24 protein-coding genes are annotated in these 23,515 nt (G+C 52.7%); 4 read left to right on the forward strand and 20 right to left on the reverse strand.

Annotated elements, in window-relative coordinates; all coding sequences use genetic code 11:
* Nucleotides 1–25: 25 nt before the first annotated feature.
* From IPH59_16725 to dusB, 5 genes are all read right to left on the reverse strand, one after another.
* Nucleotides 26–967 carry a hypothetical protein gene (locus tag IPH59_16725; GenBank protein ID MBK7093330.1) on the reverse strand — a complete coding sequence of 314 codons (942 nt, stop codon included), beginning with the start codon at nucleotides 965–967 and terminating at the stop codon, nucleotides 26–28.
* Between the two features lie 254 nt (nucleotides 968–1,221).
* Entirely contained in the window at nucleotides 1,222–2,205 is a 984-nt protein-coding gene (locus IPH59_16730; protein MBK7093331.1) for an electron transfer flavoprotein subunit alpha/FixB family protein, read from the reverse strand.
* A 1-nt stretch (nucleotide 2,206) separates the two neighbouring features.
* Entirely contained in the window at nucleotides 2,207–3,238 is a 1,032-nt protein-coding gene (gene larC / locus IPH59_16735) for a nickel pincer cofactor biosynthesis protein LarC (GenBank protein MBK7093332.1), read from the reverse strand.
* A 136-nt stretch (nucleotides 3,239–3,374) separates the two neighbouring features.
* Nucleotides 3,375–4,124, reverse strand: coding sequence for a nickel pincer cofactor biosynthesis protein LarB (larB, locus tag IPH59_16740; GenBank protein MBK7093333.1), 750 nt, complete (start codon nucleotides 4,122–4,124; stop codon nucleotides 3,375–3,377).
* Nucleotides 4,121–5,083: a tRNA dihydrouridine synthase DusB gene (gene dusB / locus IPH59_16745; GenBank protein ID MBK7093334.1), complete on the reverse strand. Its 963-nt coding sequence runs from the start codon at nucleotides 5,081–5,083 to the stop codon at nucleotides 4,121–4,123. The genes larB and dusB overlap by 4 nt, the downstream gene beginning before the upstream one ends.
* A gap of 146 nt (nucleotides 5,084–5,229) precedes the next feature.
* On the opposite strand from dusB, the gene IPH59_16750 reads away from it, so the two are divergent.
* The 4 genes from IPH59_16750 to IPH59_16765 are packed head-to-tail and all read left to right on the forward strand — an operon-like array spanning nucleotide 5,230 to nucleotide 9,693.
* Nucleotides 5,230–5,691 carry an FHA domain-containing protein gene (locus IPH59_16750; protein ID MBK7093335.1) on the forward strand — a complete coding sequence of 154 codons (462 nt, stop codon included), beginning with the start codon at nucleotides 5,230–5,232 and terminating at the stop codon, nucleotides 5,689–5,691.
* 1 nt (nucleotide 5,692) lies between these two features.
* Nucleotides 5,693–6,379 carry an FHA domain-containing protein gene (locus IPH59_16755; GenBank protein MBK7093336.1) on the forward strand — a complete coding sequence of 229 codons (687 nt, stop codon included), beginning with the start codon at nucleotides 5,693–5,695 and terminating at the stop codon, nucleotides 6,377–6,379.
* Nucleotides 6,380–6,381: 2 nt separating this feature from the next.
* Complete coding sequence (locus tag IPH59_16760; protein MBK7093337.1) at nucleotides 6,382–7,113, forward strand: metallophosphoesterase family protein; 732 nt, start codon at nucleotides 6,382–6,384, stop codon at nucleotides 7,111–7,113.
* A 3-nt stretch (nucleotides 7,114–7,116) separates the two neighbouring features.
* Nucleotides 7,117–9,693 carry a protein kinase gene (locus IPH59_16765; GenBank protein ID MBK7093338.1) on the forward strand — a complete coding sequence of 859 codons (2,577 nt, stop codon included), beginning with the start codon at nucleotides 7,117–7,119 and terminating at the stop codon, nucleotides 9,691–9,693.
* Nucleotides 9,694–10,000: 307 nt separating this feature from the next.
* On the opposite strand, the gene IPH59_16770 is transcribed toward IPH59_16765, so the two are convergent.
* From IPH59_16770 to IPH59_16840, 15 genes are all read right to left on the reverse strand, one after another.
* A complete protein-coding gene (locus tag IPH59_16770) occupies nucleotides 10,001–11,362 on the reverse strand; it encodes a hypothetical protein (GenBank protein ID MBK7093339.1) in 1,362 nt (453 codons plus the stop codon).
* A gap of 62 nt (nucleotides 11,363–11,424) precedes the next feature.
* Nucleotides 11,425–11,601 carry a hypothetical protein gene (locus IPH59_16775; GenBank protein MBK7093340.1) on the reverse strand — a complete coding sequence of 59 codons (177 nt, stop codon included), beginning with the start codon at nucleotides 11,599–11,601 and terminating at the stop codon, nucleotides 11,425–11,427.
* A gap of 142 nt (nucleotides 11,602–11,743) precedes the next feature.
* Nucleotides 11,744–12,796: a hypothetical protein gene (locus IPH59_16780; protein MBK7093341.1), complete on the reverse strand. Its 1,053-nt coding sequence runs from the start codon at nucleotides 12,794–12,796 to the stop codon at nucleotides 11,744–11,746.
* Between the two features lie 1,091 nt (nucleotides 12,797–13,887).
* Nucleotides 13,888–14,322, reverse strand: coding sequence for a hypothetical protein (locus IPH59_16785; GenBank protein MBK7093342.1), 435 nt, complete (start codon nucleotides 14,320–14,322; stop codon nucleotides 13,888–13,890).
* Nucleotides 14,323–14,538 (reverse strand): twin-arginine translocase TatA/TatE family subunit, encoded by a 216-nt coding sequence (gene tatA / locus IPH59_16790; protein ID MBK7093343.1) that lies wholly within the window; start codon nucleotides 14,536–14,538, stop codon nucleotides 14,323–14,325.
* Nucleotides 14,539–14,556: 18 nt separating this feature from the next.
* Nucleotides 14,557–14,823, reverse strand: coding sequence for a DUF4321 domain-containing protein (locus IPH59_16795; protein MBK7093344.1), 267 nt, complete (start codon nucleotides 14,821–14,823; stop codon nucleotides 14,557–14,559).
* A complete protein-coding gene (gene purQ, locus IPH59_16800; protein MBK7093345.1) occupies nucleotides 14,820–15,524 on the reverse strand; it encodes a phosphoribosylformylglycinamidine synthase subunit PurQ in 705 nt (234 codons plus the stop codon). Before purQ ends, IPH59_16795 begins: the two co-directional genes overlap by 4 nt.
* Nucleotides 15,525–15,776: a phosphoribosylformylglycinamidine synthase subunit PurS gene (gene purS, locus IPH59_16805; GenBank protein ID MBK7093346.1), complete on the reverse strand. Its 252-nt coding sequence runs from the start codon at nucleotides 15,774–15,776 to the stop codon at nucleotides 15,525–15,527. It abuts the gene before it with no gap.
* Nucleotides 15,766–16,512 carry a CDP-diacylglycerol--serine O-phosphatidyltransferase gene (pssA, locus tag IPH59_16810; GenBank protein MBK7093347.1) on the reverse strand — a complete coding sequence of 249 codons (747 nt, stop codon included), beginning with the start codon at nucleotides 16,510–16,512 and terminating at the stop codon, nucleotides 15,766–15,768. Before pssA ends, purS begins: the two co-directional genes overlap by 11 nt.
* Nucleotides 16,496–17,134 (reverse strand): phosphatidylserine decarboxylase family protein, encoded by a 639-nt coding sequence (locus IPH59_16815; protein ID MBK7093348.1) that lies wholly within the window; start codon nucleotides 17,132–17,134, stop codon nucleotides 16,496–16,498. Before IPH59_16815 ends, pssA begins: the two co-directional genes overlap by 17 nt.
* Nucleotides 17,131–18,423, reverse strand: a complete 1,293-nt coding sequence (locus tag IPH59_16820; GenBank protein MBK7093349.1) for an adenylosuccinate lyase — start codon at nucleotides 18,421–18,423, stop codon at nucleotides 17,131–17,133. Before IPH59_16820 ends, IPH59_16815 begins: the two co-directional genes overlap by 4 nt.
* Nucleotides 18,420–19,067, reverse strand: a complete 648-nt coding sequence (gene fsa / locus IPH59_16825) for a fructose-6-phosphate aldolase (GenBank protein MBK7093350.1) — start codon at nucleotides 19,065–19,067, stop codon at nucleotides 18,420–18,422. Before fsa ends, IPH59_16820 begins: the two co-directional genes overlap by 4 nt.
* A 9-nt stretch (nucleotides 19,068–19,076) precedes the next feature.
* Nucleotides 19,077–19,811 carry a tRNA pseudouridine(38-40) synthase TruA gene (gene truA / locus IPH59_16830; protein ID MBK7093351.1) on the reverse strand — a complete coding sequence of 245 codons (735 nt, stop codon included), beginning with the start codon at nucleotides 19,809–19,811 and terminating at the stop codon, nucleotides 19,077–19,079.
* Nucleotides 19,808–20,581, reverse strand: a complete 774-nt coding sequence (locus tag IPH59_16835; protein MBK7093352.1) for an energy-coupling factor transporter transmembrane protein EcfT — start codon at nucleotides 20,579–20,581, stop codon at nucleotides 19,808–19,810. The genes truA and IPH59_16835 overlap by 4 nt, the downstream gene beginning before the upstream one ends.
* Before the next feature lie 120 nt (nucleotides 20,582–20,701).
* The gene (locus IPH59_16840) at nucleotides 20,702–23,461 is read right to left on the reverse strand and encodes a M6 family metalloprotease domain-containing protein (protein MBK7093353.1); all 2,760 of its coding nucleotides are present in this window, start codon (nucleotides 23,459–23,461) and stop codon (nucleotides 20,702–20,704) included.
* Between the last annotated feature and the right edge of the window lie 54 nt (nucleotides 23,462–23,515).

Here is a 23,515-nt window from a genome sequence, read left to right on the forward strand (position 1 = left end):
TGTTTTATAGACGCCCGGTGCGAGGCTATTGTTCAATTCGCGCTTGTCGCAACTGGGGAAATGCCGTTGTGATAAGCCCCCAGCGTAGTCCGCAATTGGATACCACGACCCGGTCCGCCTTTAGGTTTTCCAGCACAATCAGCACAATGAGCGCCCCGGCAACAATGATGTCGGCGCGATCAGGATCAAACGGCATCAATTCGCGTCGTTCGGCGATTTCAAGGCCATTCAACCGGCTAATCGTGTTCTCTATCCAGATTCTTGAGAGTTGTACACCGTGGATGGTCTTCGGATTAAATATTTTCTGCTCAAGACTCACTGCCGCCAAAGTGGCCGCCGTACCGCCAACCGCCACAACTTCGGTCTCAGCCTCGGTTGATTCGTATTTGCTCCACGCAGTTTGTAGCCCTGACAATACCCCTTCGATGTATGACCGTGCCGATTCCAGATTCGACCCAAATTTATCAGTAATACTGACCGCGCCGATAGGAAAACTCTGACTCCATTCGATCTGGTCGCCCTTGCCGAAAATCACTTCGCTCGATCCCCCGCCGACATCGATTACAACGCGCCTCTCCGCAATCTTGCTTAGTCCTGTTGAAGCCGCACGATACGATAGCTCCGCCTCGCGTTCGCCGGAAATGATCTGCATCTCCCAGCCGTAGCGACGAGTAATCTCTGCGGCCACTTCGCGGCCATTGCTTGCGTTGCGAAATACTTGTGTCCCGCAGGCAACTACCGATTCAACTTGCTTTTCTTTGATTATTTCGGCGAATCTATCGAGCGCTGTAAACTGACGTGCGAGCGGTTCCCCAGCCATAGCCGCGCCACCGTGGGTTCCCGAAGAGAGTCTTGTTGAAGCCTTGGTATCAATCACGACTCTCGCGATACCATCATCGCCAAGTTCGAGAATGAGCAAAAGCGAAGAGTTGGAACCGATATCGATAGCAGCAAATCTTGGGTTCACTTCCCGAATTCCTTTTGGACAGCCGGTGCCCCACCGTCCTGGCCCGCTCTTGTCGGGCTTGGGGACTGTCGAAAAAGCCGCCTTGAATTGGGAATAGTCTCATCCATATCGCCGTCCTACATGTTAGTCATTCCCGCGAAAGCGGGAATCCAGCTTGGGTAATTGCCGGATTCGCACTGATCGGAAAACCGCGAGTTTTTTCAACAGTCCCTTTGCGGTGGTCTCGCTACAGCCCCAGCGAGTTTACCTACCGTCTACTTCTTCAACTCTTTCGCGAACTTCTCCGTCAATGCCGGAACGATCTCGAACAAATCGCCGACGATTCCATATGTCGCGACATTGAAAATCGGCGCATCCGCGTCGCGATTAACGGCAACGATGGTTCCCGAGGACTGCATACCGATGAGATGCTGAATCGCGCCCGAGATTCCCAGAGCGAAGTAGAGCTTGGGATTGACCGTGCGGCCGGTCTGTCCGACCTGATGCTTGTACTGAATCCACCCTGCGTCGACAACTGCGCGCGAAGCACCAACCGCTCCGCCCACGGCGTCTGCCAGGTCCTTGATGAGCTTGAAATTCGCTGGCTCCTTGAGGCCGCGACCGCCGGCTACAATGATGTCCGCTTCGGCAAGCGTAATCTCGCCGCCGCTGCCTGCCGCTCCGCTTTCAACCTGCAGCTTGCTCGTTGCCGAGCTTGCAAAAGCTTCGACAGTGCCGGTGCGCGACGGATTTGCGACTGCTTCGGCAAAGACCTTGGGACGCAGCGTCGCGATTTGCGGAGTCGATTTGAACTGTACCGTCAGATACACCTTGCCGCCAAACGCCGGACGCGTGACTGACAACTTGCCTTCGGCGTCGATATCAACCTGATTACAGTCTGCGGCGATCGAAACGCCAAGCTTCCCCGACACTCTTCCAAACAGCGACTTTCCGTAGACATTGGCAGTGCCGAGAACAATCTGCGGCGACTTGGCTTTGATAACTTCACAGATGATCTGCGCATATGCGTCATCCTGGAATTGATCGAGGGACGGATTCTCAACGGTATAGCAAACATCTGCCCCGCAACTGATCGCGGTTTTCGCCAGCAACTCCGTGCCGCTGCCTATTACCAGCGCCGCGAGTTTGCCGCCAAGTTTGTCCGCGAGTTGACGCCCGGCAGTTAACGCTTCCAGCGACGCACCCAACAGCGCATTGCCCTTCTTCTGTGCGAATACTAATACCTTCAAGTCGCTCATCTCAATTCTCCTTTATCAGATTCGCCGCCATCACCGCCGCATTGTATACTTTCACGAACGGCGCTTTCGCTTTCATGGCCGCGCTAACGACATCTTCATATTCCGGACTGAATTTACGAATATCGCCTCCGAAGTAGAACTTAATTTTTATCTCACCGAACTCAGTTTGGACGGTTTTGAACTCATATTTCAGCTTCCAACGCGATTCCGTTCTCAGCCGCACACCGGCAGTCGAGGACTCCCGCAATAGCACCCGCGCCAGAGCATCAGCCGTCGCCAGCTGGCCGATTACGGTCAACTTGTGCGCCGGACGGCTTTTCTTCATCAGTATCGAAGCAACAAACACATCCAGCGCGCCGGTTTCGAACAGCCGCTGCTGAAGATGCCCCATTTGCTCCGGTGTAGCGTCGTCAATGTTGGTTTCGATGATCGTCACCGTATCGCTCTCGAATGCCCCGGCAGAGTCGCCGATAATCAGCCGCAGCAAATTCGGTCTGTCATCCAAGTCCATCGTACCTGCACCGTAACCGCTCTTCTCCACAACCATCTCGTATCCGGGCGAGCATTCCGCCAGTTCGGCGATCAGTGCCGCACCGGTCGGCGTCGTCATTTCCCTGCCATTGTCGATGCGCTTAACCGGAAATCCCTGCGCGATCTCAAGCGTCGCTGGCGCCGGCAATGGGATCATTCCATGCGCCGACTTGGTCATCCCGCTTCCCAGCAGAATCGCCGAAGAATACAATCGCTCGATTCCCAGATGCTTCAACCCTGCAATCGTGCAGACAATATCACAAATCGCGTCAACAGCGCCGACCTCGTGAAAATGCACTTTCTCAATCGGTAGGTCGTGCATCTTCGCTTCGGCAACTCCAATGCGTTTGAACACCGCAACAGCCTTGGCGACGATTTCCTGATCGAGTTTTGAATTGTTGAGTATCTTTTCAATCGCCGCGAGATGGCGATGAGGCGGGCTGGTTTCTTCCGATTCAAATTCACAGCGATGCCGTGGAGCCCCTGCTTCTTCACGGAGGATGTCACGAGCTTCAGTCCGGGTATCCCCAGAAGGTCAATCTGCGATTGCAAAAAGTCAGCTCCGCATCCGGCATCGATAATCGCACCGACCAGCATATCGCCGGCGGCGCCGGAAAAGCAATCGAGATAGCCTATTTTCATCGCGAGCCGATTATCCTCAAAGCCGCCATTGCCGCGCCATATCCGTTATCGATGTTGACCACAGTCACTCCCGAAGCACATGAATTCAGCATCGCGAGAAGCGCCGCAATTCCGCCAAACGATGCGCCATACCCCACCGACGTCGGCACCGCTATGACCGGCACATCGACCAAACCGCCAACCACCGACGGCAATGCGCCTTCCATCCCGGCGACCACGATTATGACCTTGGCGCGTTTCAATTTTTCGGAACCCGCAAATAAGCGGTGAATTCCAGCCACACCAGCGTCGTAGAACCGCTCAGGCACGTAGCCGAGCGCTTCACAAGTGATCGCCGCTTCCTCTGCGACTGAAACATCCGAGGTACCCGCACTAACGATTAGGACACCTGAGTTGGCTTTGGCTTTTGATTTTCGTATGAATGCTGCCTGCGCGTCCGGTGAGTAGTTGAGTGCCTTCAACGATTTCTTGACGGTCTGAAATTTCTTGTCGTCGATTCTGGTAATGAGAACATCACCCTCGCGCTGTACTATCTTCTTGGCAATTGCAGTAATCTGCGCCGCCGTTTTCCCCTGCGCGAAAATGACCTCTGGAAATCCGCAGCGCAGACTGCGGCCATGGTCAACCTTGGCAAATCCGAGATCTTCAAACTGTGTGGAATTGAGCTGTGCAAGCGCATCGGCGATGTTCACCTTGCCCCGCTTCACATTTTCGAGAAGTTTCGTTAACTCGGTACGGCTGGTCATGCCGCCTTTTCCTGAAGCTTGGTCAATGCCTCGGTGAGATATTTCTCAACTTCAGCAAAAGTGTCGACCTGGAACAACTGCTGGTCGATCCGCTTGCGGCCGCTGATGTACTGGTAGTACCAGCCAATCAATTTGCGCGCCCTGCGAATCCCCGGACCTTCACCAAACAGCTCCGTCATCTTCTTCACGTGTTCGAGACACACCAGGACACGCTCCTGATTTGTCGCCGGTGCTGCCGGATTGCCCGTCTCCAGAATTGATCTGATTTCGCGGAAAATGAACGGATTACCAAGCGATCCGGATGCAATCATCACTCCATCACAGCCCGTTTCCTTCAGCATGCGAATGGCGTCATCCGCCGTCCAGACATTGCCGTTGCCGATTACCGGAATCTTCACCGACTGCTTAAGCTCGGCAATGTGATCCCAATGCGCTTCCGGCAGAAACATCTCCGACTGTGTGCGAGCATGAAGTGTGATGTATGCCGCTCCGCTCTGTTCGGCGATCTTTCCGATTTCGACGTAGTTGATCGATTTTTTGTCCCAACCGGAACGAATCTTGATCGAGAACGGAATCGAAATCCCCCTAACAGACTCTTCTATTATCTTACCAAGCAAAAGGGGTGTCTTGAGCAGGGCCGCTCCGCCATTCTTGTCGACAACCTTATGAACCGGACAACCGCAATTTAAATCCGCAGAGTTAAACCCTTGTTGTTCTACGACTTTCGCCGCATGTGCAACAGCTTCCGGCCTCGTTCCGAACAACTGACAACCGACATTGCTCTCGCCGTCGTAACGGCGCATCATATCCATTGTCCGGCCATTGTCACGGATAAGTCCTTCCGAGGCAATCATTTCCGGAAACGTATAATCGGCTCCCATGCGTTTAACGATCGAACGGTAGGCAATGTCCGATACTCCGGCCAGCGGTGCCGCGAAAACAGCGGGTCTATCTCTCAAGTTTAGCGGTAGCATACCGAAAATATAATGGAATACGGGAAGAGCGGCAAGTCATTTGCAGAGAAGCAGAAAGCCGAGTGACACGGTTGCAGCCGCCCGATTTTGATATTGCTGGAAGTAAAATCAGTATATAAGGAGCGTCTTCGATGCCGGAGATCATTGTCAAATTTGCAGACAAAGTCATCGAGCGTGTAGTAACCGAGAAGGATCATATCAGCATCGGTCGCACTTCCGACAATGACATTGTGTTGGACAACCGGGGCATTTCGCGTCGGCATGCCCGTATCGACTTTGCCGACAACCAGCCGGAGCTTATCGATCTCGATAGCCTCAATGGCACATTCGTCAACCAGATGAAAGTCATTCGCCAATTCTTGCACGACAATGACAAAATCACGATCGGCAAATTCGATCTCATTTTCTTTCAGGATTCGCAAACGTCCGCCAAGATGTCCGATATCGAGGAGACTGCGGTCCTGGATACAAAACGGCAAAGAGAAATGACGCAGGCAGTGAAGAGCAATCCGCTGGAGGACCTCATGGAGACCCGGCCGATTCCGATCCACTCGCACGGCGACAGCAAGTCTGATAGAAAGGAGCATCACTAAAATGCCGGAAATCATCGTCAAATATGCTGACAAGGTCATCGAACGAGTGGTGACCGAGAAGGAGCGCATCTCCATCGGCCGTACTTCCGAAAACGACATCATTCTGGATAATCGCGGCGTTTCACGCAAACATGCGCAAATCGAGTTCTCCGACAAGGGCGCATTGATTATCGACAACGACAGCCTCAACGGCACCTTTGTCAATCATCGCAAAGTCAACGAGACCTATTTGCAGGATCACGACACGATTACCATCGGAAAGTTCGATCTGGTGTTCAATCAGGACTCTCAGCCGGCGCGCAAGATTTCCTACATGGACGGCACAATGGTGCTCAACACGCGCAAGCAGAAGGAACTCGTCGATCAAGACACCGAAGATAAAGAAGTCGCTGCCGCAGCCGGCGGTACGGTGTTGCTGTCTCTCAGCGGTTCCGACAAGAAGAAGCTCCGCGTCAACAACGAGACGACGACTCTCGGCAAATCCAGCTTCGCCAATGTTCAGGTGAAGGGATTCTGGGTTTCCAAGCTTCAGGCGAAGATCATTCGAGAAGGCGAATCCTTTACGTTGATGAACATCGGCCACAGTGGCAAAACCAAAGTCAACGGCGAGGTCGTAACTTCGACAACTCTGAAGAACGGCGACATCATTGAGGTCGGTAAATCGGTATTCCGATTTATCGAAGGATAAGCATGATCGTTGCGCTGATCTCTGACGTGCACGGCAACTTGGAAGCTTTGACGGCAGTTATGAAAGACATCAAGGACAACTCTGCGGCTGAAAAAGTCGTTTTCCTTGGCGATGCCGTCGGTTATGGCGCTAATCCAAACGAGGTCCTGGAAATTATCAGCTCTGAATGTGAAACGAAACTGATGGGAAACCACGATTACTCTGCACTCGGATTGCTCGACGTAGCTGACTTCAACAGCTATGCACGCGACGCTATCGTCTACACTACGAATGTGCTCAATCCTGAATCGATTGCCGCACTCTCGTCATTTCGTCTCACTGCCGAGTCCGCCAATGAACAGTATGTCCACGCTACTCCTGATGCTCCTTCGGCATGGAATTACTGCCTGACAATTCACGAAGCGGAAAAGCAGTTTCGCAGTTTCAAGAAGCGCATTTGCTTCCTCGGTCACTCGCATAAGCCGATCGTTTATGGTCATACATTCGCCGGCGAAACCTATACGATTCGACCGGAAGAAATCAAACTCGAACCGGAATCGCGCTACATCGTTAACATCGGATCGGTCGGACAGCCGCGCGACGGCGATCCTCGATCCTGTTATGTGCTCTACGATTCCGATAACGATACACTTACATATCGCCGCATTGCCTATGATCTGGCAACGGCGCAGGCCAAGATGGCGGCGGCAAAATTGCCGGAATTTCTCATTGAACGACTCTCGAGCGGGAAATAAAGTATGAAGCATTACGTGTCCAAATGGGATAACATGTCTGCGCGATTCAAGAGCGGCATACTCTACTGGTTGATCACGTTGTTCGTGGTCATCATCTATGCCCAGAATCTGCCGCCTCTGCAAAGTCTCGAATACGAGATTGAAGATCAAATTCGCTCTTCGAAGGAATTCGTTCCTGATCACAGCAAAATTTCTGTCGTTGCCATCGACGCCCGCTCAGTCGACAAAGTCGGCAAATGGCCGTGGGATCACGGTCGGATCAGCGACTTGCTGATAACCATCTGCGACTACAAGCCCAAGGCTGTCATGCTCGATTTCCCGCTTGCCGAGCGTGTCGAAGAGTTCGTATCGGGCAATTCCGTAACTCTCGGAACTTCCATGAACGAATGCGGCAATGTAGTTCTCCCCTTCGATATCGTCGTCTCCGATGAAGGCAATTCATCGCGCCCTGTCCCGGAATACTTCCAGGGTTCATCTATACTGCCTTCACAGTATGTACCGATCGAAGAACTCCCGCGCGTCATCGCAGCCTTCGTACCTCCCAAGGTGTTTGCTGCCAATGTCGGTGCTGTTGGTTTCCGCTATTTTGAATCCGATTTTGACGATCTGGTGCGCTCTGCCAATGTCCTTGTCAACTTCGAAGACAAGGTCTTCGTCAGCGCGCCTGTACAGCTTGCAAATATCTATCTTGGCGGCACCGCTTCCGAGATAACCTTCTCCGACAACGGTCGCATTGTTGTCGGCGGTCGTGAACTGCCGACCGATAACCGCGGGCAAATGCTCGTCGATCTCCCGGCCGAAGGCAACACCTATCCGCTGGTATCTGCCATCGACATTCTTACCGGTGACGCCGACAAGAGTGCTATCGAAGGCAAAGCTGTCGTGATTGCCGCAACCGGCCTCGGCGACTTTGAATTTGTCGAAACCGCCACAGCCGGAAGTATCCCGTCCTACCAGTTCTCGGCCGCCTTGGCGCAGAACCTAATCAACGGCGGCACATCGGAGCGCTTTGATTTCCCGATTCCGATCGACTTGCTGTTGATCTTCGCAATCGGCGCATTTGGCGGTCTGGTACTGCCCAAGATGCCGCAGATCTACCGTCTAGTCGCGCTGTTTATCGTCGGGTTCATTCTCTTCAATATCAACTTCGTGTTGTTCAGCTCCATGAACATGGTATTGAGTGTTCTCTACCCAACCGCAACGGTGGTGCTGTTCATTGTCGCTTCGATTCTTGTTAAGCCGAATCGCGAATTCGCGGTCACCTCGACCATTACGCGTTCGCTTGATCTCAAGAAACTGCTCAACGGCGAACCGTTGGCGACGCGTCGCGATGACGGAAAAGAGCTCTCATTTGACGAGATCATCCCGGGCCGCTTCCTTGAAGAAGACCGCCCGTCACCAGAATTGCTCAGCGAAACAATTCGCTTAGACTTCGAAGCGCTTCGCAAAGGCGGAGACTTCATTCCCGAATCGGAAATGCGCAAACACGACAAGACCGGCAGGTACTCTTCAAAAGAGGCCGTAAACGAAACTGTGCGCGAAGTACAGGACGAAGTCGCAGCGACGGAAGCAAACGACACCAAGTCGTTCATTCCCGACTTGCTCGATATCGATATGTCGGCAATAACCAATGAACCGCCTCCGACGCCGAAGAAGCCAGCCAAGGTCGAAGAAGAACTGATCTTGACGGAAGAAGAGAAGAAAATCTACGGCGTGCGCTTCACCACCGAGGGCCAGCCCGTTTCGTTTGGCCGCTATCAGGTACTTGAACCGCTCGGCAAAGGCGCAATGGGTACCGTCTACAAAGGCAAAGACCCGGCAATTGATCGTCTGGTCGCACTCAAGACCATTCGCCTCGACACCATTGCCGATCCGTCGGAATTGAACGAACTGAAGGAACGCCTGACTCGTGAAGCCAAAGCCGCCGGCAACTTGTCACACCCGAATATCGTGACGATTTACGACGTCGGCTTACAGGGCAACTTGCAGTACATCGCGATGGAGTACATCGAGGGCTACACTCTCGAAGCCGTGCTCAAGCGCAACCTACAGTTGAACTACCGCATCTTGGCGTCGGTAATCATCCAAACCTGCTCGGCGCTTGAGTATGCTCACAAGATGGGCATTGTCCATCGCGATATCAAGCCCGCGAACATCATGGTCATGGATGGATTCAAGGTCAAGGTGATGGATTTCGGTATCGCGCATTTTGAGTCGTCTTCAATGACTCAAACCGGCGTCGCGATGGGTACGCCGAACTACATTTCGCCGGAACAGCTCAAGGGCAAGGAAGTCAGCGCCAGTTCCGACATCTTCTCGCTCGGCGTGGTGCTCTACGAAATGCTCACGCATCGCCGTCCGTTCACTGGCGAGAATATCTCTGCGCTGGTGTACAAGATACTCAACGAGGAACCAACTCCGGCCTCAACAATCGACCCGAAAGTTCCGCCGCTGTTCGACATGATCATCCGCAAGGCTTTGGCAAAAGACCCGCAAGAGCGCTACCGCTCAGCGAAAGACTTTGCCGCGGCATTAGAGGACTTCACCGTGTCGTTCTCGCGCAAGCCGGCTATGGCATAGACGTACGTTCGTTGCAACTTCATTCCGTGTAGAAAACGGGCGCCTTACGGCGCCCGTTTTTTTTATGCGGATTACGGAAGTCATACAATCCCGACATTCTCGAGTCGTCAGGCGAAGTTCCCCTTAGGTGAACCACTTCCTGACGAATTTCTCTCGCCCGTCATCCCCGCGAAGGCGGGGATCCAGCCAAGTCCGCGCGCGGTAGACGTCCTGAAGCTGTCTCACAAGTCAAGACCGAGCTAGGTGCCCCACCGCTTGCGGTGGGTTGGTTCCTTCTCAGCCTCGGCGCGGGTAACTGATCACCGCCCTACGGCTCCACCCCACATGGCGGAAGTCCGCCGCTGAAGATGTAAGTAACCAAATAAACCGCATCGGAAATCGATGTCCCCCCACTGCAATCCGGATCAGCCCCGTACTCGGAAAGCGGCGGCGGACCGCCCATGAAGATGTACATGATGATAAGCGCGGCATCAGAAACGGTTATCGTCCCGCTGCTGTTGGCATCACCCGGAACCCCCGCTGTCGTCTTAAGCTGGAAAATGTCAGTTCCTGCACTGTTGCTAGCATCTGTCGAGGTCACCTGATAGTCAAACGTCTCCTCCGTAGTAACGCCTGTCGCATCAACAATCAACACACCGGTTGCCGGATCAATCGATACTGGAAATGTCGGCGGTGTACCGGACAACAATGTCAAACTCCATTCGTGCGTGTCGCAAGTGTCGGCATCGCTCACATCGTAGTCAATTGCCTTCGCAGTACCTTCTTGCACAAAAAGTTTCGGCCGGCAGTTGTTAACTTGCGGCGGCACGTTCGTGCGATTGATCGTAAAGATAAACAGCTCAGGATCGCAGAGAAAATTCGCAAACAAACCAATCGTGTCGACAACTGCTCCAGTCCCGCCGTCTGGAGGCAATTGATAGACGCCGGTAGCGGGGTCGATCACACCAACTGCTGCATCAAAATAGATGAAAAGATTGGGATCCGAGTGGTCTCCGTCGAAATCGAATGTAAAGGTATCACAAGATAGGATCGAGACGGTCGTCGCCGGAGTCGACGTGTAGTACGGCGGCGATAATGGCAGAATGTAGATATCGAAACACTCAGCCGCCGCAGATGGATCAGTCATGCTGTTATTCGAGGAACCATAAAAAGTCGGAGCGTATTCGGCAACGTCGTAGAACATCCATTTCTGTGAAACGGGATGCACAATGTTGTCGATGCAAAGTTCGGCGGGAAAGACCTCTTGCGATTCAAAATAGACTATGAACCTAAACACCAGCATACGCACAGCACCGGTTGCAGGCAGGGGATGATCTATCGTTGAACCGGAAATGAAAATGCGATTCGGCAACTGCGAGATATCAACATCAATCTCATAGTTAGGATGAACAACTGGTTCGAGTCTGATCACAGGAGCCTCAGGAGGCAATGTGCCAATAGGCTGAACAAAATGGAAGTCGCTTACAGGAGCGCTAAAATCAAATCCAAGTGAGAATCCATATAGCGGCGCGTCGTTCTTGAAGTAAACCGAGATTGTCGTTGGTCCGCATGGCCATACTTGATCATTTGAACCGACTTCAAGCTCGACATTCCCGACTCCCGCTCCGAGTGCCATGGCACTCATCAAGACCGAAATGATCAATGCACTTATAAGTTTGCGAAACCACATAATCAAGCCTCCTTCGACAGTCTTGCTGGTGAGCTATCAGTTTTGTTTGTCATATCAACCCCCTACAGCTCCACACCACACGGTGCCAGCCCGCCGCTGAAGATGTAGTTAATCAAGTAAACTGCATCCGACACCGAAGTCCCCCCGCTGCAGTCCGGATCAGCCCGGTATTCGGAAATCGGCTGCGGTCCGCCTGAGAAAATGTACGCGATTAGAAAGACCGCATCAGATACTGTCACTGTTCCGCTGTTGTCGGCATCACCCGGAGCTCCGTGGTTGTCGTGAGTTGAAAAACGCAGGTTCCTTCACCTCCGTGAGCATCAGTCGAGACTACCTGATAATCGAACGTTTCTTCAGTGATAGCTCCTGTCGCATCAACAATCAACACTCCGGTTGCCGGATCAATCGACACCGGAAATGTCGGCGGTGTGCCTGACAACAACGAGTCAAACTCCATCTCGTGTTGTGCGCAAGTGTCGGCTCCGTCACATCGTAGTCAATTGCCTTGGCGGTACCCTCTTGCACAAAAAGTTTCGGTCGGCAGTTAGTCACCTCTGGAGGCGCGTTCGTGCGATTGATCGTAAAGACGAATCGGACAGCACCGCAAGTGAAGTCGGCGTACAGAAAGACCGTATCTACTATCGGACCGACTCCTCCGTCAGGAGCTAACTCATAGTAGCCCGTCAATGTGTCGATGGTCCCCTTTGCAGCGCCAAAATACACATATCCACACAAATATGGATGTACTCCGTCAAAATCGAATGAGTATGCCTCGCACATCGGTACAGACACAGTAGTTGGAGGCTTTGCGGTGAATATTGGAGGACCACACGGCAGTACTATGGGATTGCCACAGATTGCCGGCGCCGATGGATCACTGACGCCGTTGTTGGCGATTCCATTAAACGTCGGTGCATACTCCGTTACATCGGAAAACACCCATTTTCCCGTCATCGGATGAACGACATTGTCAACGCAGAATTGGGCTGAAGGACCTTCAGGCGGGCCGACAAAAATCAGAAATTCAAGGGCAAGCGACGGATTCTGCCCCGAAGGCGGAAGCGGGTTGTTTAGCGCTGATCCGCTAATCGAGATTCGATCAGGTAGCTGTGAAACATCGACTACGATGCCAAGATCGAAAGCATTTGTTGGATTGTAGCTGACTCTCACGGTAGGCTGTGAAACCGGCAGAGTCCCATATGGCTGGATGATTCTCATATAATGATCGGTTGCACTTAACAATAGACTGATAGAGAAGCTGTAGAGCGGTGCGTCATTCTTGAACCGAATGCTCACTGGCGTTGGACCACATGAATAGATATACTCGTCCTGACTATACATGACAATCTCGACATCACCCACTCCAGTCGCCATCAGCGATGAACACATCGCAATCGAAAGCATCAACACCAACAGTGCTTTTCTTACATTCATTTGGAGCCTCCCTGTTTAATAGGGGTTTGGAGGTATACATGAGTTTTGCGCCATAGACATCCTGCGCCTTTATGATATTAGATATTTCAGTATACATTCTACGTCAAAACTTGTCAAGAGCCAGAATATCGCTTCAGCGTGCCGCTCACTTCTCTCTCAATTGGAAAATGCTGGTCAATTATCTCACGCTTCGCCCGAGATGAGATCCCCTTGTAGGGCAGGTCTCCTTACCGAAATCTCTATCCACCCAAAGCTCTCACCCGGAGACCTGCCAATCTCGCCGGTAGGGTAAGGGCTACCGCATTGCAACCATCTCCTCATTGGGGGTTCGCTGGGCGACGCATGGCCCTTGTGGGCGTCAGCGTTTGGCACGCTCGGTTCCCTTGGGAGGCGTCCCGCGTCTCCACGCGCAGTTCCTCCCTCCCCTGGCCCAGGTCCCGCCTTGCGGGAGAGAGTGTCGGGGTGAGGGCATTTCGTGCCAGTACAGTCCTTTCGCTCTCCGCTACCATGCACCGACCACTCGACTCATTTGTCACCAACTCCCGCGCCAATTCCCCTCTATCAAGAGGGGTGGCTCGTCCCGACTTTGTCGGGACGAGACGGGGTCCTCTCCTCTCACCCGCGGCCCCCCCCCCCCCGGGGGGGGGGGGGGGGGGGGGGGGGGGAGGGGGGGGGGACCAAGTTAAGCAAGGAAATCTGTAGTCATCCACTCGAGATTATTCTTTGCCCCAAATAGTAGAGGCACTGATGTTCGCTTGGAAGCGCCAGCTTTGCCGGCCCAACAAGTACTTTGCAGTGAGTTCGCAACGGCCGTTGCGGTTCAACAATCTCGATCTCACTGTAAGTGTTTGCCGGGGCGAGTCTGCAGTAGGTAGCCCCGACTGCAGATGCAAATGGTCTCTGAAGCGAACACCGGTTTCGGTGAATGGCTTTTGCTGTCCCGATTAACCCGGGTTATGCCCGTTTTTTGAGTAAGAAATTGAAGAGAAACAAACAGAGGTTAATGAACTAAGAGACAATCGAATACAGCACGAAGATTCAGAACGTCTTGATCGACTCGCACAAAGTGAGCTCCGCTAACCGGAGTATCGTTACGACTTGTCGTTGAACAAATCTTCGGCAAGCGAAAGTGCTACACCGGAGAGCATCACTTCGACACCGAAGCGCGAGAAATCGGATGAGATCAAATCGCGATTGATATCGGAGTAAAGCGAGCAGGCCGCTTCGCGCTCGACAACCAATCCGGAAATGCGGTCCTTGGTTTCGGCGACGAATGTCACTTCGCCCAATTCTTCGCTGGCGACAAAGCCGGAGCAATTGTGCAATTGCAGATGCGCCCCGCCGGTATAGACGACGATCAGCGCGCCGCGATTATTGCCAAGCTCGGTATCAGGATATACTTCGAGAACAAGCGAGCGCTTCTCCTCGGTCTGGACTACTTTAAGCCGATAGTGGTCGCCCTCCCAGACGGATTCAGTGGCGCCCAGCGTGGCTTGGATTTTCTGAACGTCTTCCTTGGTGAACATCTATTCCTTTTTGTCGCTGCTTTCGGCAGGCTTGTTGGCCGGTGCTTCGGGTGTGGCGGACTTTTGAATTTCCTCGCCGGTGTCTTTCATCGCGCGCTTGAAATCGCGGATACCCCTGCCCAGGCCCGCCGCGATATCTGGAATCTTCTTCGCACCGAAAAGTATCAGTATGATTAAGAAGATTACAATCAGTTCTTGAAAACCGAGATTCGGCATCCTACAATCCTCCGAGGATTAAATATACCACCAGCGAAAATAGATGATGACCATCACCATGAATAATACGCTGACGAAATTGATGTTGAACATCAATCCCAGCGTGAAATTGATTGAGAACAGATCCAGCGTCGATGGACTAAATCCGATCGACAGATGTTTCTGGAACAACGTCTTCGCCGCTCCATCGGGAAGAAACTCCCCGATAATGTCGCCCAGTAATCCGCCGACAATGGCTGCCATCAGAAGCGAAAACACTAAGAAGACGATTTCGCTTTTCTTCAAACAGCTACTCCTGCTTTGGCAAAAGCGACTATCGACTGAAACACCCGCAACCCGTCAGCCGAGCCCAACAGCTCTTCCGAAGCGCGCTCCGGATGCGGCATCATTCCGAACACGTTGCGTGTCTTGTTGCAGATACCCGCGATGTTGTTGAGACTGCCGTTGGGATTTGCCTCGTCGGAAATCTTGCCATCGGCGCCGCAATAGCGGAAGATCACCTGCTTGTTCTCTTCGAGTTCGCGAACGCCCTCGTCGTTCCAATAGTAGTTGCCGTCGGTATGAGCAATCGGAATCTTCAACACTTCGCCGACGCGAATCAAATTCGAAAATGGCGAATCGGAAGTCTCACAGCGCAAGTAAACCTGCTTGCAGACAAAACGAAGTTTGCGGTTGCGCAACATCGCACCCGGCAGAAGTCCCGACTCAAGCAGAACCTGGAAGCCGTTGCAGATACCGATCACCAATCCGCCGTCATTGGCAAATTTGATTACCGATTTCATAACCGGCGAATAGCGTGCGATCGCACCGGTGCGAAGGTAATCGCCGTACGAAAACCCGCCCGGCAGAATCACGCAGTCGACTCCCGACAAATCGGATTTCTTGTGCCAAACAAACTCGGAGTCATGGTGAAGTTGATCGCGAACGACCATCAGCGCATCATAGTCGCAGTTGGAACCGGGGAATGTAACAACGCCGAAACGCATCTATTCCTCTTTCACCTCAAACTCTTCAATCACCGGATTTGCCAGCACCTTGCGGCAAATCTCTTCCGTTTTCGCGCGCAGGTCGCCGTTGACGCCTTCGCGGAAAGTCAGCTCGAACACCTTGCCCGAACGAACATCTACAACATCGGTAAAGCCGAGCTGTTCCAGCGCGTGACGAATAGTGACGCCTTGCGGATCGAGCACACCGTCCTTTAGACGCACCTTGCAGACGACTTTCTTCTTATTCGACATGATTTTTGTCCCTTGAGTTTCGCCGAGTATTATTCATAACCCTAAATCCTTCCCGCACAACGCCATAGAGCACATAGCCGGCGAGGAACGGGAATAGCATCAAGCGCGGCTTAATCAAAACCGCGACCAAAAATACGAAAATAAATGCCATGCGCCAACGGTTTTCTCGGCGGTCAAAACGCTCCGGAATCGAGTCATAGATCACGTTCGAGACCATCAAAGCCGAGCAGGCAATGACCATCGACACCACAAACTCCGGATACATGATCTCTTTGAATTGGCTCATGCACAATATGACATAAGAACAGATCGTGATTGCCGCCACCGGGATTGGCAAACCGACGAAATGCGATTTTGTATGCGGGTCTGAGACAACATTGTATCGCGCCAAACGAAATGCACCCGCCATCAAATAAACGCCGCCGATCATAAAACCCCAGCGATCGAAATTGACAAGCACTGCCGTCCAAACCAGAAACGCCGGTGCGAGACCAAAGCTGACGATGTCCGCCAACGAATCGAGCTCTTTGCCGAATTGGCTGGTGCCTTTTGACAGACGCGCAACCTTGCCGTCCAGCGCATCGAGGAATCCGGCAAGAATAACAAACCACGCCGCGCGCGCCGGTTCATTGTTGTGCGCCGAGAGAATCGAAAAGAATCCGCAGAGCATATTCCCCATTGTGAATGCACCGGGAAAGATGCCGCGGAAGCTTGCCATTTTACGGGAATCGTCCAATGACGCTTTCTCCTCCGACCACGCGGTCGCCAAGTTTGACATCGATTGTTACTGACGGCGGCAGGAAGATGTCAATTCGCGATCCGAATCGAATCAATCCCATGCGTTCTCCGCGAGTCACTTCGTCGCCTTCTTTGATTCGGCAAACAATTCGTCGCGCCAAAATTCCGGCAACTTGACTGAAGCTGACATCACCGTACTTGGAAGCGACCGTAATCTCGGTGCGCTCGTTTTCAGTGACTGCTTCCGGCTGGAACGCCTTGTGGAATTTGCCCGGCACGTGCTTAACATGAGTGATCTTACCACTGATAGGTATACGGTTGACGTGGACGTCAAAGACCGAAAGAAATATCGAAACCAGTGTGTACTTCTTCCCATCCGATCCGGTGCGTTCTTCGTTGATGATGATCTTCCCATCACCCGGTGAGAGCACCAGATTGTCTCCGACCGGCGGTGTGCGCTGTGGGTCGCGGAAGAAATAGACAATGAAGACAGCGAGAATCGTAATAAGTACGCCACCTACGGCGTACGGCCAGCACTTGCAGCAGGCAAAAAGTGTCCATAGCGCGCCAGCAACTAATACCGCCGGTATGATGAATCGATAACCGTCGCGTTCGATCATCGCAGACACTTCTTGTAAATTTTGTCGACGTTGCGGAAGTAGTAATCCAAGTCAAAGCAGGCTGCGATGTCGCGCGGCTTGAGATACTTGGCAATCTCGGTATCGGCATTGACCAGATCAATAAATCTGCCCTTGCCTGCCCAACCGTCCATCGCATTGCGCTGAACTAGTCGATACGCAACCTCGCGCGAGCCGCAAGCTTCAGAGAGCTTAAGCAGCAACCGTCCGCTGAAAACAAGTCCACCAGTCAATTCGATGTTTCGTTTGAGATTCTGCGGATACACCTGCAAGTTCTGCATCACCTGATTGAACAGCTTGAGCATATAGATTATCAGAATTGTCGAATCGGGAAGAATCACCCGCTCCACCGATGAATGCGTAATATCGCGTTCGTGCCACAAGGCGACATTTTCATAACCGGCAAGCATGTTGCCGCGCAGTACCCTCGCCAGTCCGGCGATGCGTTCGCAGGTGATCGGGTTGCGCTTGTGCGGCATTGCCGAGGAGCCTTTCTGTCCCTTGGAGAATCCTTCTTCCATCTCCAGGACTTCAGTCTTCTGCAACGCGCGAATCTCGGTCGCGAATTTTTCCAATGATGCGCCAAGCAACGCAATCGCTCCCAAGAACTGCGCATGGCGATCACGCTGGATTACCTGCGTCGAGATCGGCGCCGGTGTCAGTCCGAGTTTCTTGCAGACGGCGGTTTCTACCTTGGGATCGAGATTGGCATAGTTACCGACGGCTCCCGAAATCTTGCCGACAGCGATTTGCTTCACAGCGTCTTGCATACGCTCGCGTTGGCGAAGCAATTCCTGATACCAGAGCAGGAACTTGAGTCCGAGTATCGTCGGCTCCGCGTGGACACCGTGGGTGCGACCCATCGCCGGGGTCTTCTTGTAGCGGATTGCTTTCTTGCGAACCTCTTTGATTGCATCATCGAGTTTTTTTAGAATCAACTCGCCTGACTCGCGCAGTGTAATTCCCTGCGCAGTGTCGACGAGGTCGGATGACGTCATGCCGAAATGCAGGAACTTCGCAGCGTCGCCGACATTTTCGGAAACTGAAGTCAGGAACGCGATGACGTCGTGTTTGATTTCAGCTTCGATCTTGTCGATGCGCTTGATCGAAAACTTGGCATTGGCGCGCAGTTTCAAAAACGCTGAACGAGGAATGATCCCCATCTGCGCCTGAACTTCCGCGACGGCGAGTTCTACCTTGAGCCAGGTATCGAATTTATGTTGATCGGTCCAGAGAGCGCCGATTTCCGGCGTGGTATAACGCGAAATCATCTGCCCTTTACCTTCTCCCAATCGTCGAGGAATTTCTTAAGACCGATATCGGTCAGAGGATGTTGAATCAACTTCTCAATGACATTGTACGGCATCGTGCAGATATCCGCGCCCAGCATTGCCGCCTCGACAACGTGCATGGGGTGACGGACAGAAGCAACCAGCACTTCGGTTGCAAAATCGTAATTATCGTAAATCTGCACGATCTGCTCGATCAATTCCATGCCATCGGACGAAATATCATCCAACCGTCCGATGAACGGCGAGACAAAACGCGCACCGGCTTTGGCGGCGAAGATCGCCTGCGTCGCCGAAAACACCAGCGTCATGTTGACCGGGATGCCTTCTTCGAAGAAGGTCTTGGTCGCCTGCAGACCGGGCAGAATGCAAGGACACTTGACCACGATATTCTTGTGCAACTTGGCAACTGCCCTGCCCTCGCGCAACATACCTTCATAATCGGTGGCAGTGACTTCGGCAGAAATCGGACCATCGACGATATCGCAAATCTGCTTGAGAATATCCTCGAACTTCCCTTTCTCTCTGGCAATCAGCGACGGATTGGTGGTGACACCATCAAGGACGCCGAGCGAAGCGGCTTTCTTGATCTCGTCGATGTTGGCCGTATCGATGAAAAACTTCATCGTCTCCTCCTATAAGCGAAATTTGACTTTTTCCAGGTACAGTCCCTCCGGCGGCGCTGGGTACTTTGCGCGATGGCTCGCCGGCTGGTTGACCATCTTACGAACATCTTCAACACTGATCTCGCCGCAAGCTGCCTGAATCTGCGCGCCAACCAGAAATCGCACCATGTGATGCAGAAACCGGTCGCCGGTGATTTTGAAATATAGTCTTTTCCCGGTGCGCTTCCAAGTCGCTTGTTTGATGGTGCAGATATTGACCTCTTTGAGCGATCTCGTCACGCAGAATCCTGAGAAATCGTGTTCACCGAGAATCTGCGCCGCACACTGTTTAAGCACTGCAAAATCAGGGGTGCGGTCGGTCTGCCACCAGAAATCGTTGTAGAAAGGCGACCGATCCAGGGCAATCTGATAACGATAGGTTTTTTCATAGCTATTACGGCGTGAATTGAAACTCGCCGGAACCTCGCGTGAACTCTTGATCAGAATACTTTTGGGTAACTTCGATTGCAGCGCCGGTGCAAACTTAGCGGCAGGGATTGTCGACTCGGTGTGGAAGTTCACCAGAAAATCTTCTGCGTGAACACCGGCATCAGTGCGGCTGCAACCGGTCGCGGAGATGTCTTCACGGGTGATCTTCCCAAGTCCAGCTTCGATAACTTGCTGAATACTGACAGCATTTTTCTGCCTCTGCCAGCCGGCGAATCCAGTGCCGACAAATTGAAGACGGAGAAGAATGTTCCTCATCGCGACAAGTACCCCACTCCGGCAACTACTGCTACAACAGCGAGCAGCATGACAGCATCTCCAAGCCCGAAATGACGGCGGCGATGAAAAGTCCGACTTGGGTAAACGCCCCACGCGCGGACCGTCAAAGCATTCGTTGTCGTATCGATACGACGCAGAGCCGAAGCTACGGTCGGGACAAGCATCGGCACAAATCGCCGGACGTTGCCGAAACGGTTCTTGCTGAAGTTGGCTCCGCGAGCGCGCTGAGCCATTTCGATGCGATGATGTTCGCTGAATATCTGCGGGATAAAGCGAATAGCAATTGTCAGCGCCAATCCAATCTCTTGTGCAGGTATTCCGATCTTTCTCAGGGGAGCAATTGTCCGCCAGACCAGCTCGGCCAATTCTTCTTGTCCGATCCAGTGGGAAAAACAAAGTGCGATCAGGAAGAACAGCACGATACGCCAGCAATAGAGCAGACCAGTGTTCAGGGCGAGTTGATTCAGGCTTAGCGGCCCGACTTTGAAATAACTTGAATCGGGCGACTGCGAAAACAACAGGTGCATTACGAGAGTAATCGAGCAGAAGATCAATGCGGGAAGCGCGATCTTGGCAAAACTCGCAATCGGAACACGCACGATTATGACGAGTGCAACGGCGAAGGCAGATAACAATAACAGCACGGAAGGATTGAGCGAGAAACCGATTAGCAAAGCCGGTACGAAGATAGCCGCTATCCGTACTCCGGCATCAAGGCGGCTGGGATGTATTTCTTGTGTGAATAACATTGATTCAGATTTGTCGGCTCTGCACTTGCACAAGTCGCAGCGCCTATCCGAGGCAATGATATACCAAACGGACCCAAGTGTCAATCAGGATGAGGAGCGATTTTGCGGCTGGAAGGACGGCTACTTGGTCAGTATCATCTTCCGATTTTGCGATTCAGTGCCGACTTGCAGACGATAGAAATAGACGCCGGACGATAGCGCCGAGGCGTCAAACTCGAAGATCTGCGTTCCGGTCTGAGCGACTTCCTCGCGCAGACGAGCAACGCGCTGACCAAGGACATTGAAAACATCCAAAGTCAATGGCTTGCCGGCGCTGCGGGAATTGATCGTGAAACTAATCTGAGTCGTCGGATTGAAGGGATTGGGGTAATTCTGGTTGAGCTGAAAGCTCTGCGGCAATGGGATAATGTCAACATAGTCGTCGGCGTCAGTCGAGACATTGTCATCGAGAAATTCCAAAACGCGGCTCAGGAAACTGTCCCGTGTGGCGTAGCCCTGCGATGTCATGGTGCTGGCGATGGCTTCCATCCCGAAACTCGTGAAGACGACGCGGGAGCCATTGGGGCGGGCAAAGATACTGCCTGCCGCACCAAAAGTGGCTTCACCGACTGCAAAGTCGAATGCACGGTCAGCGCCGGGAAGAATCTCAAGAATATCACAATCGTACTGATTAGCAGCCGCGCCGCCGCCGCGAATTCTCAGTCTGAGATTGTCGCCGAGCGGATTGCCCGCGACGCCTTTTGCGTCAAGCGGTTCGTAGTCGGAGAGGTAACGAACACCGAGATAATCGCGAGCGAAAGTAGAATCTGCTGTTTGTGCGAGTCTCTCGACGATATCCTGGCCGCACATGAAGAGTCTGCCGCCTTGATCGAGATAGTTGCGCAAGAATGCGACTTCGGAAGCGTTTATGGCCTGACTAAGTGTTGCCCGGATATTGCCGGTATACCAAATGATATACCGATAGTCTAATTCGCTTGCTCCCGGCGTGTTCTGAGCGCCAATATCCCAATAAGCATAGGGCAATCCAAGTGCATCAAACGGTTCTTTGATAAGCGCCGAACGATCTTCGTGCGCCGGACTGTCGTCGGCATCTACAATCAGGATCTCGACACCGCCAACAAACTTCTGGTAGATGGTGGTAAAGGTGTCGGGCGGAGTCGTGCTGATAATATCGACGGTAAATGTCGCAGTCGTAGGTGAGATGTTCGGGCTAATTGAGAAGGAGAACGGTGAAGTCGAGTTGACACTTTGACCGGAGTTGACAGTGCCGATTATCTGTGTACCGGTTCCCACTGTGACTCCCGGGGTCGAACAACTGAAGTTGACTTTAACTCCGGTCGCTGCCTTCCAGAGATTGGTGAAGCTATACGAGACTTCGACCAATTCACCCTTGTCGAAGATCTGATTGTTGTTCCCCGATGCGGCATCCGAGAAGTTGGCGCCGGTAAGGGTCAAATTCGTGCGGCTGTAGGTCACATCAACATTGCAGGTAATAGATTTGCTGATCAGATCATGACGAATGTTCCAGACGGAGATTTGGTGTGGAGTTCCATACCACGAGTCGGTGCTTGGTAAAGTCAGATTCGTCCATTCGGGGTGGTTGCTAAACTGCCCCGGGAAGAGGTCGTCCGCATCGCCATTGTTCTGATTCGCTTCAAGATGACCCGCGCCGTCCGCTTGTTCGAGCGAGATGCGCCAGTGACCATAGGTAATCTGGTCGTTGGATCCGGAGAGATTATCATCGCAATGGAGAATCATCAGTCCAGAGCCAGGAATATATTCATCGAATCCAACCTTCTGACGGTTCTCGATAATGAAGTATTCCCTGCCAAAGCCGCCGGGGATTTTCATTCGATACCTAATGGAATCTGAGATGGATGCATTCAGTACGAGGTCGGTGAGATTACCGGTAACTTCGATAGTCTTTCCAAACGACCCATGAATGGAATCGAGGACGTGCTTGCACCAGCCGTCAAATTGCGCTGGCGTGCGCTGTGCATCATTCCACGAGCCTCCAGCCATCAAGGACCAGTTGCCAAGTCCGGGTGCATTGGAATTCTGGTTAACATCATACAAGTCGGGAAGACCGAGAATGTGTCCGAACTCATGCGCGTAGACACCAACGCGCAACGCTCCGCCAAGTACCTCTTCCGGGACGGCGATGTAATTCAATACGGACTTGCCGTCGCCGGTAACGACCGGAGCGACTGTCGACCAGCGGTGCGACCAAATCTGCCCAGGACTTCCGGTCTCTTCCGCACCCAGACCGGCATGAACAATAAACACGGCGTCAACAACACCATTGGCATCGTTGTCATAAGGTGCGAAATTTACAGTAGGGTCGGCGGCGATCACAGCGTCTTTCGTGAGTGTGCGGGCATTAGGCTCAGCTGTCTGCATGCCGCTGTTACTGCCGGTATACTGAGCGTAGGTCTTGGGCATACGGAACCAGCCGAAGACATCGCCATCAATTAGAAATTGTCCGTAAGAATTTTCGAGATAGAAATCGGTCATGCTCCCGTGTTGTGTGACTCCCTGCGAGAAGAGAATCTGTTCGACAGTGGCGGGAGTGAGGTTTGCCTGAGCCCCGCTCGAGGCTGTATTGTCGGTGAAGTCGACCAAGAGTACGCAAACGCGGATCGTCTTCTGAGCGCCGGAGGCGGTGGGTTTTGACAATACGTTGTTAAGGTTAATAGCTGACGGCTGATCCGAGAGTTGTTTCTGCCATTCAGCGAATGTGCGGCTGAATTGGTCCCAGGCACCGTTGGCTTCGAGTTTGGCTCGCAGTTCAGGTGAGATTGTAAGCGCAGACGTTGAAGTTGGCGACAACAGAGTTGCGGCAAATATACCGATTGAGAAGAGTATCAGATTTCGAAGCAATTTACCTAAATCCCGTTGCATTGTCACAATCATGTCCCTCACTTCAGTATTAAC

It is taken from the genome of bacterium (assembly GCA_016708315.1).
Classification (GTDB): Bacteria; Zixibacteria; MSB-5A5; order CAIYYT01; family CAIYYT01; genus JADJGC01.

Coding starts and splice junctions, on each gene's coding strand:
- IPH59_16815 (MBK7093348.1), bottom strand. CDS start 17,134: ATGATCGAACGCGACGGTTATCGATTCATCATACCGGCGGTATTAGTT.
- fsa (MBK7093350.1), bottom strand. CDS start 19,067: ATGAAGTTTTTCATCGATACGGCCAACATCGACGAGATCAAGAAAGCC.
- IPH59_16755 (MBK7093336.1), top strand. CDS start 5,693: ATGCCGGAAATCATCGTCAAATATGCTGACAAGGTCATCGAACGAGTG.
- purQ (MBK7093345.1), bottom strand. CDS start 15,524: ATGCGTTTCGGCGTTGTTACATTCCCCGGTTCCAACTGCGACTATGAT.
- IPH59_16760 (MBK7093337.1), top strand. CDS start 6,382: ATGATCGTTGCGCTGATCTCTGACGTGCACGGCAACTTGGAAGCTTTG.
- IPH59_16785 (MBK7093342.1), bottom strand. CDS start 14,322: ATGTTCACCAAGGAAGACGTTCAGAAAATCCAAGCCACGCTGGGCGCC.
- IPH59_16730 (MBK7093331.1), bottom strand. CDS start 2,205: ATGAGCGACTTGAAGGTATTAGTATTCGCACAGAAGAAGGGCAATGCG.
- tatA (MBK7093343.1), bottom strand. CDS start 14,538: ATGCCGAATCTCGGTTTTCAAGAACTGATTGTAATCTTCTTAATCATA.
- purS (MBK7093346.1), bottom strand. CDS start 15,776: ATGTCGAATAAGAAGAAAGTCGTCTGCAAGGTGCGTCTAAAGGACGGT.
- truA (MBK7093351.1), bottom strand. CDS start 19,811: ATGAGGAACATTCTTCTCCGTCTTCAATTTGTCGGCACTGGATTCGCC.
- IPH59_16765 (MBK7093338.1), top strand. CDS start 7,117: ATGAAGCATTACGTGTCCAAATGGGATAACATGTCTGCGCGATTCAAG.
- IPH59_16750 (MBK7093335.1), top strand. CDS start 5,230: ATGCCGGAGATCATTGTCAAATTTGCAGACAAAGTCATCGAGCGTGTA.
- IPH59_16770 (MBK7093339.1), bottom strand. CDS start 11,362: ATGTGGTTTCGCAAACTTATAAGTGCATTGATCATTTCGGTCTTGATG.
- IPH59_16835 (MBK7093352.1), bottom strand. CDS start 20,581: ATGTTATTCACACAAGAAATACATCCCAGCCGCCTTGATGCCGGAGTA.
- IPH59_16820 (MBK7093349.1), bottom strand. CDS start 18,423: ATGATTTCGCGTTATACCACGCCGGAAATCGGCGCTCTCTGGACCGAT.
- IPH59_16780 (MBK7093341.1), bottom strand. CDS start 12,796: ATGAATGTAAGAAAAGCACTGTTGGTGTTGATGCTTTCGATTGCGATG.
- larB (MBK7093333.1), bottom strand. CDS start 4,124: ATGACCAGCCGTACCGAGTTAACGAAACTTCTCGAAAATGTGAAGCGG.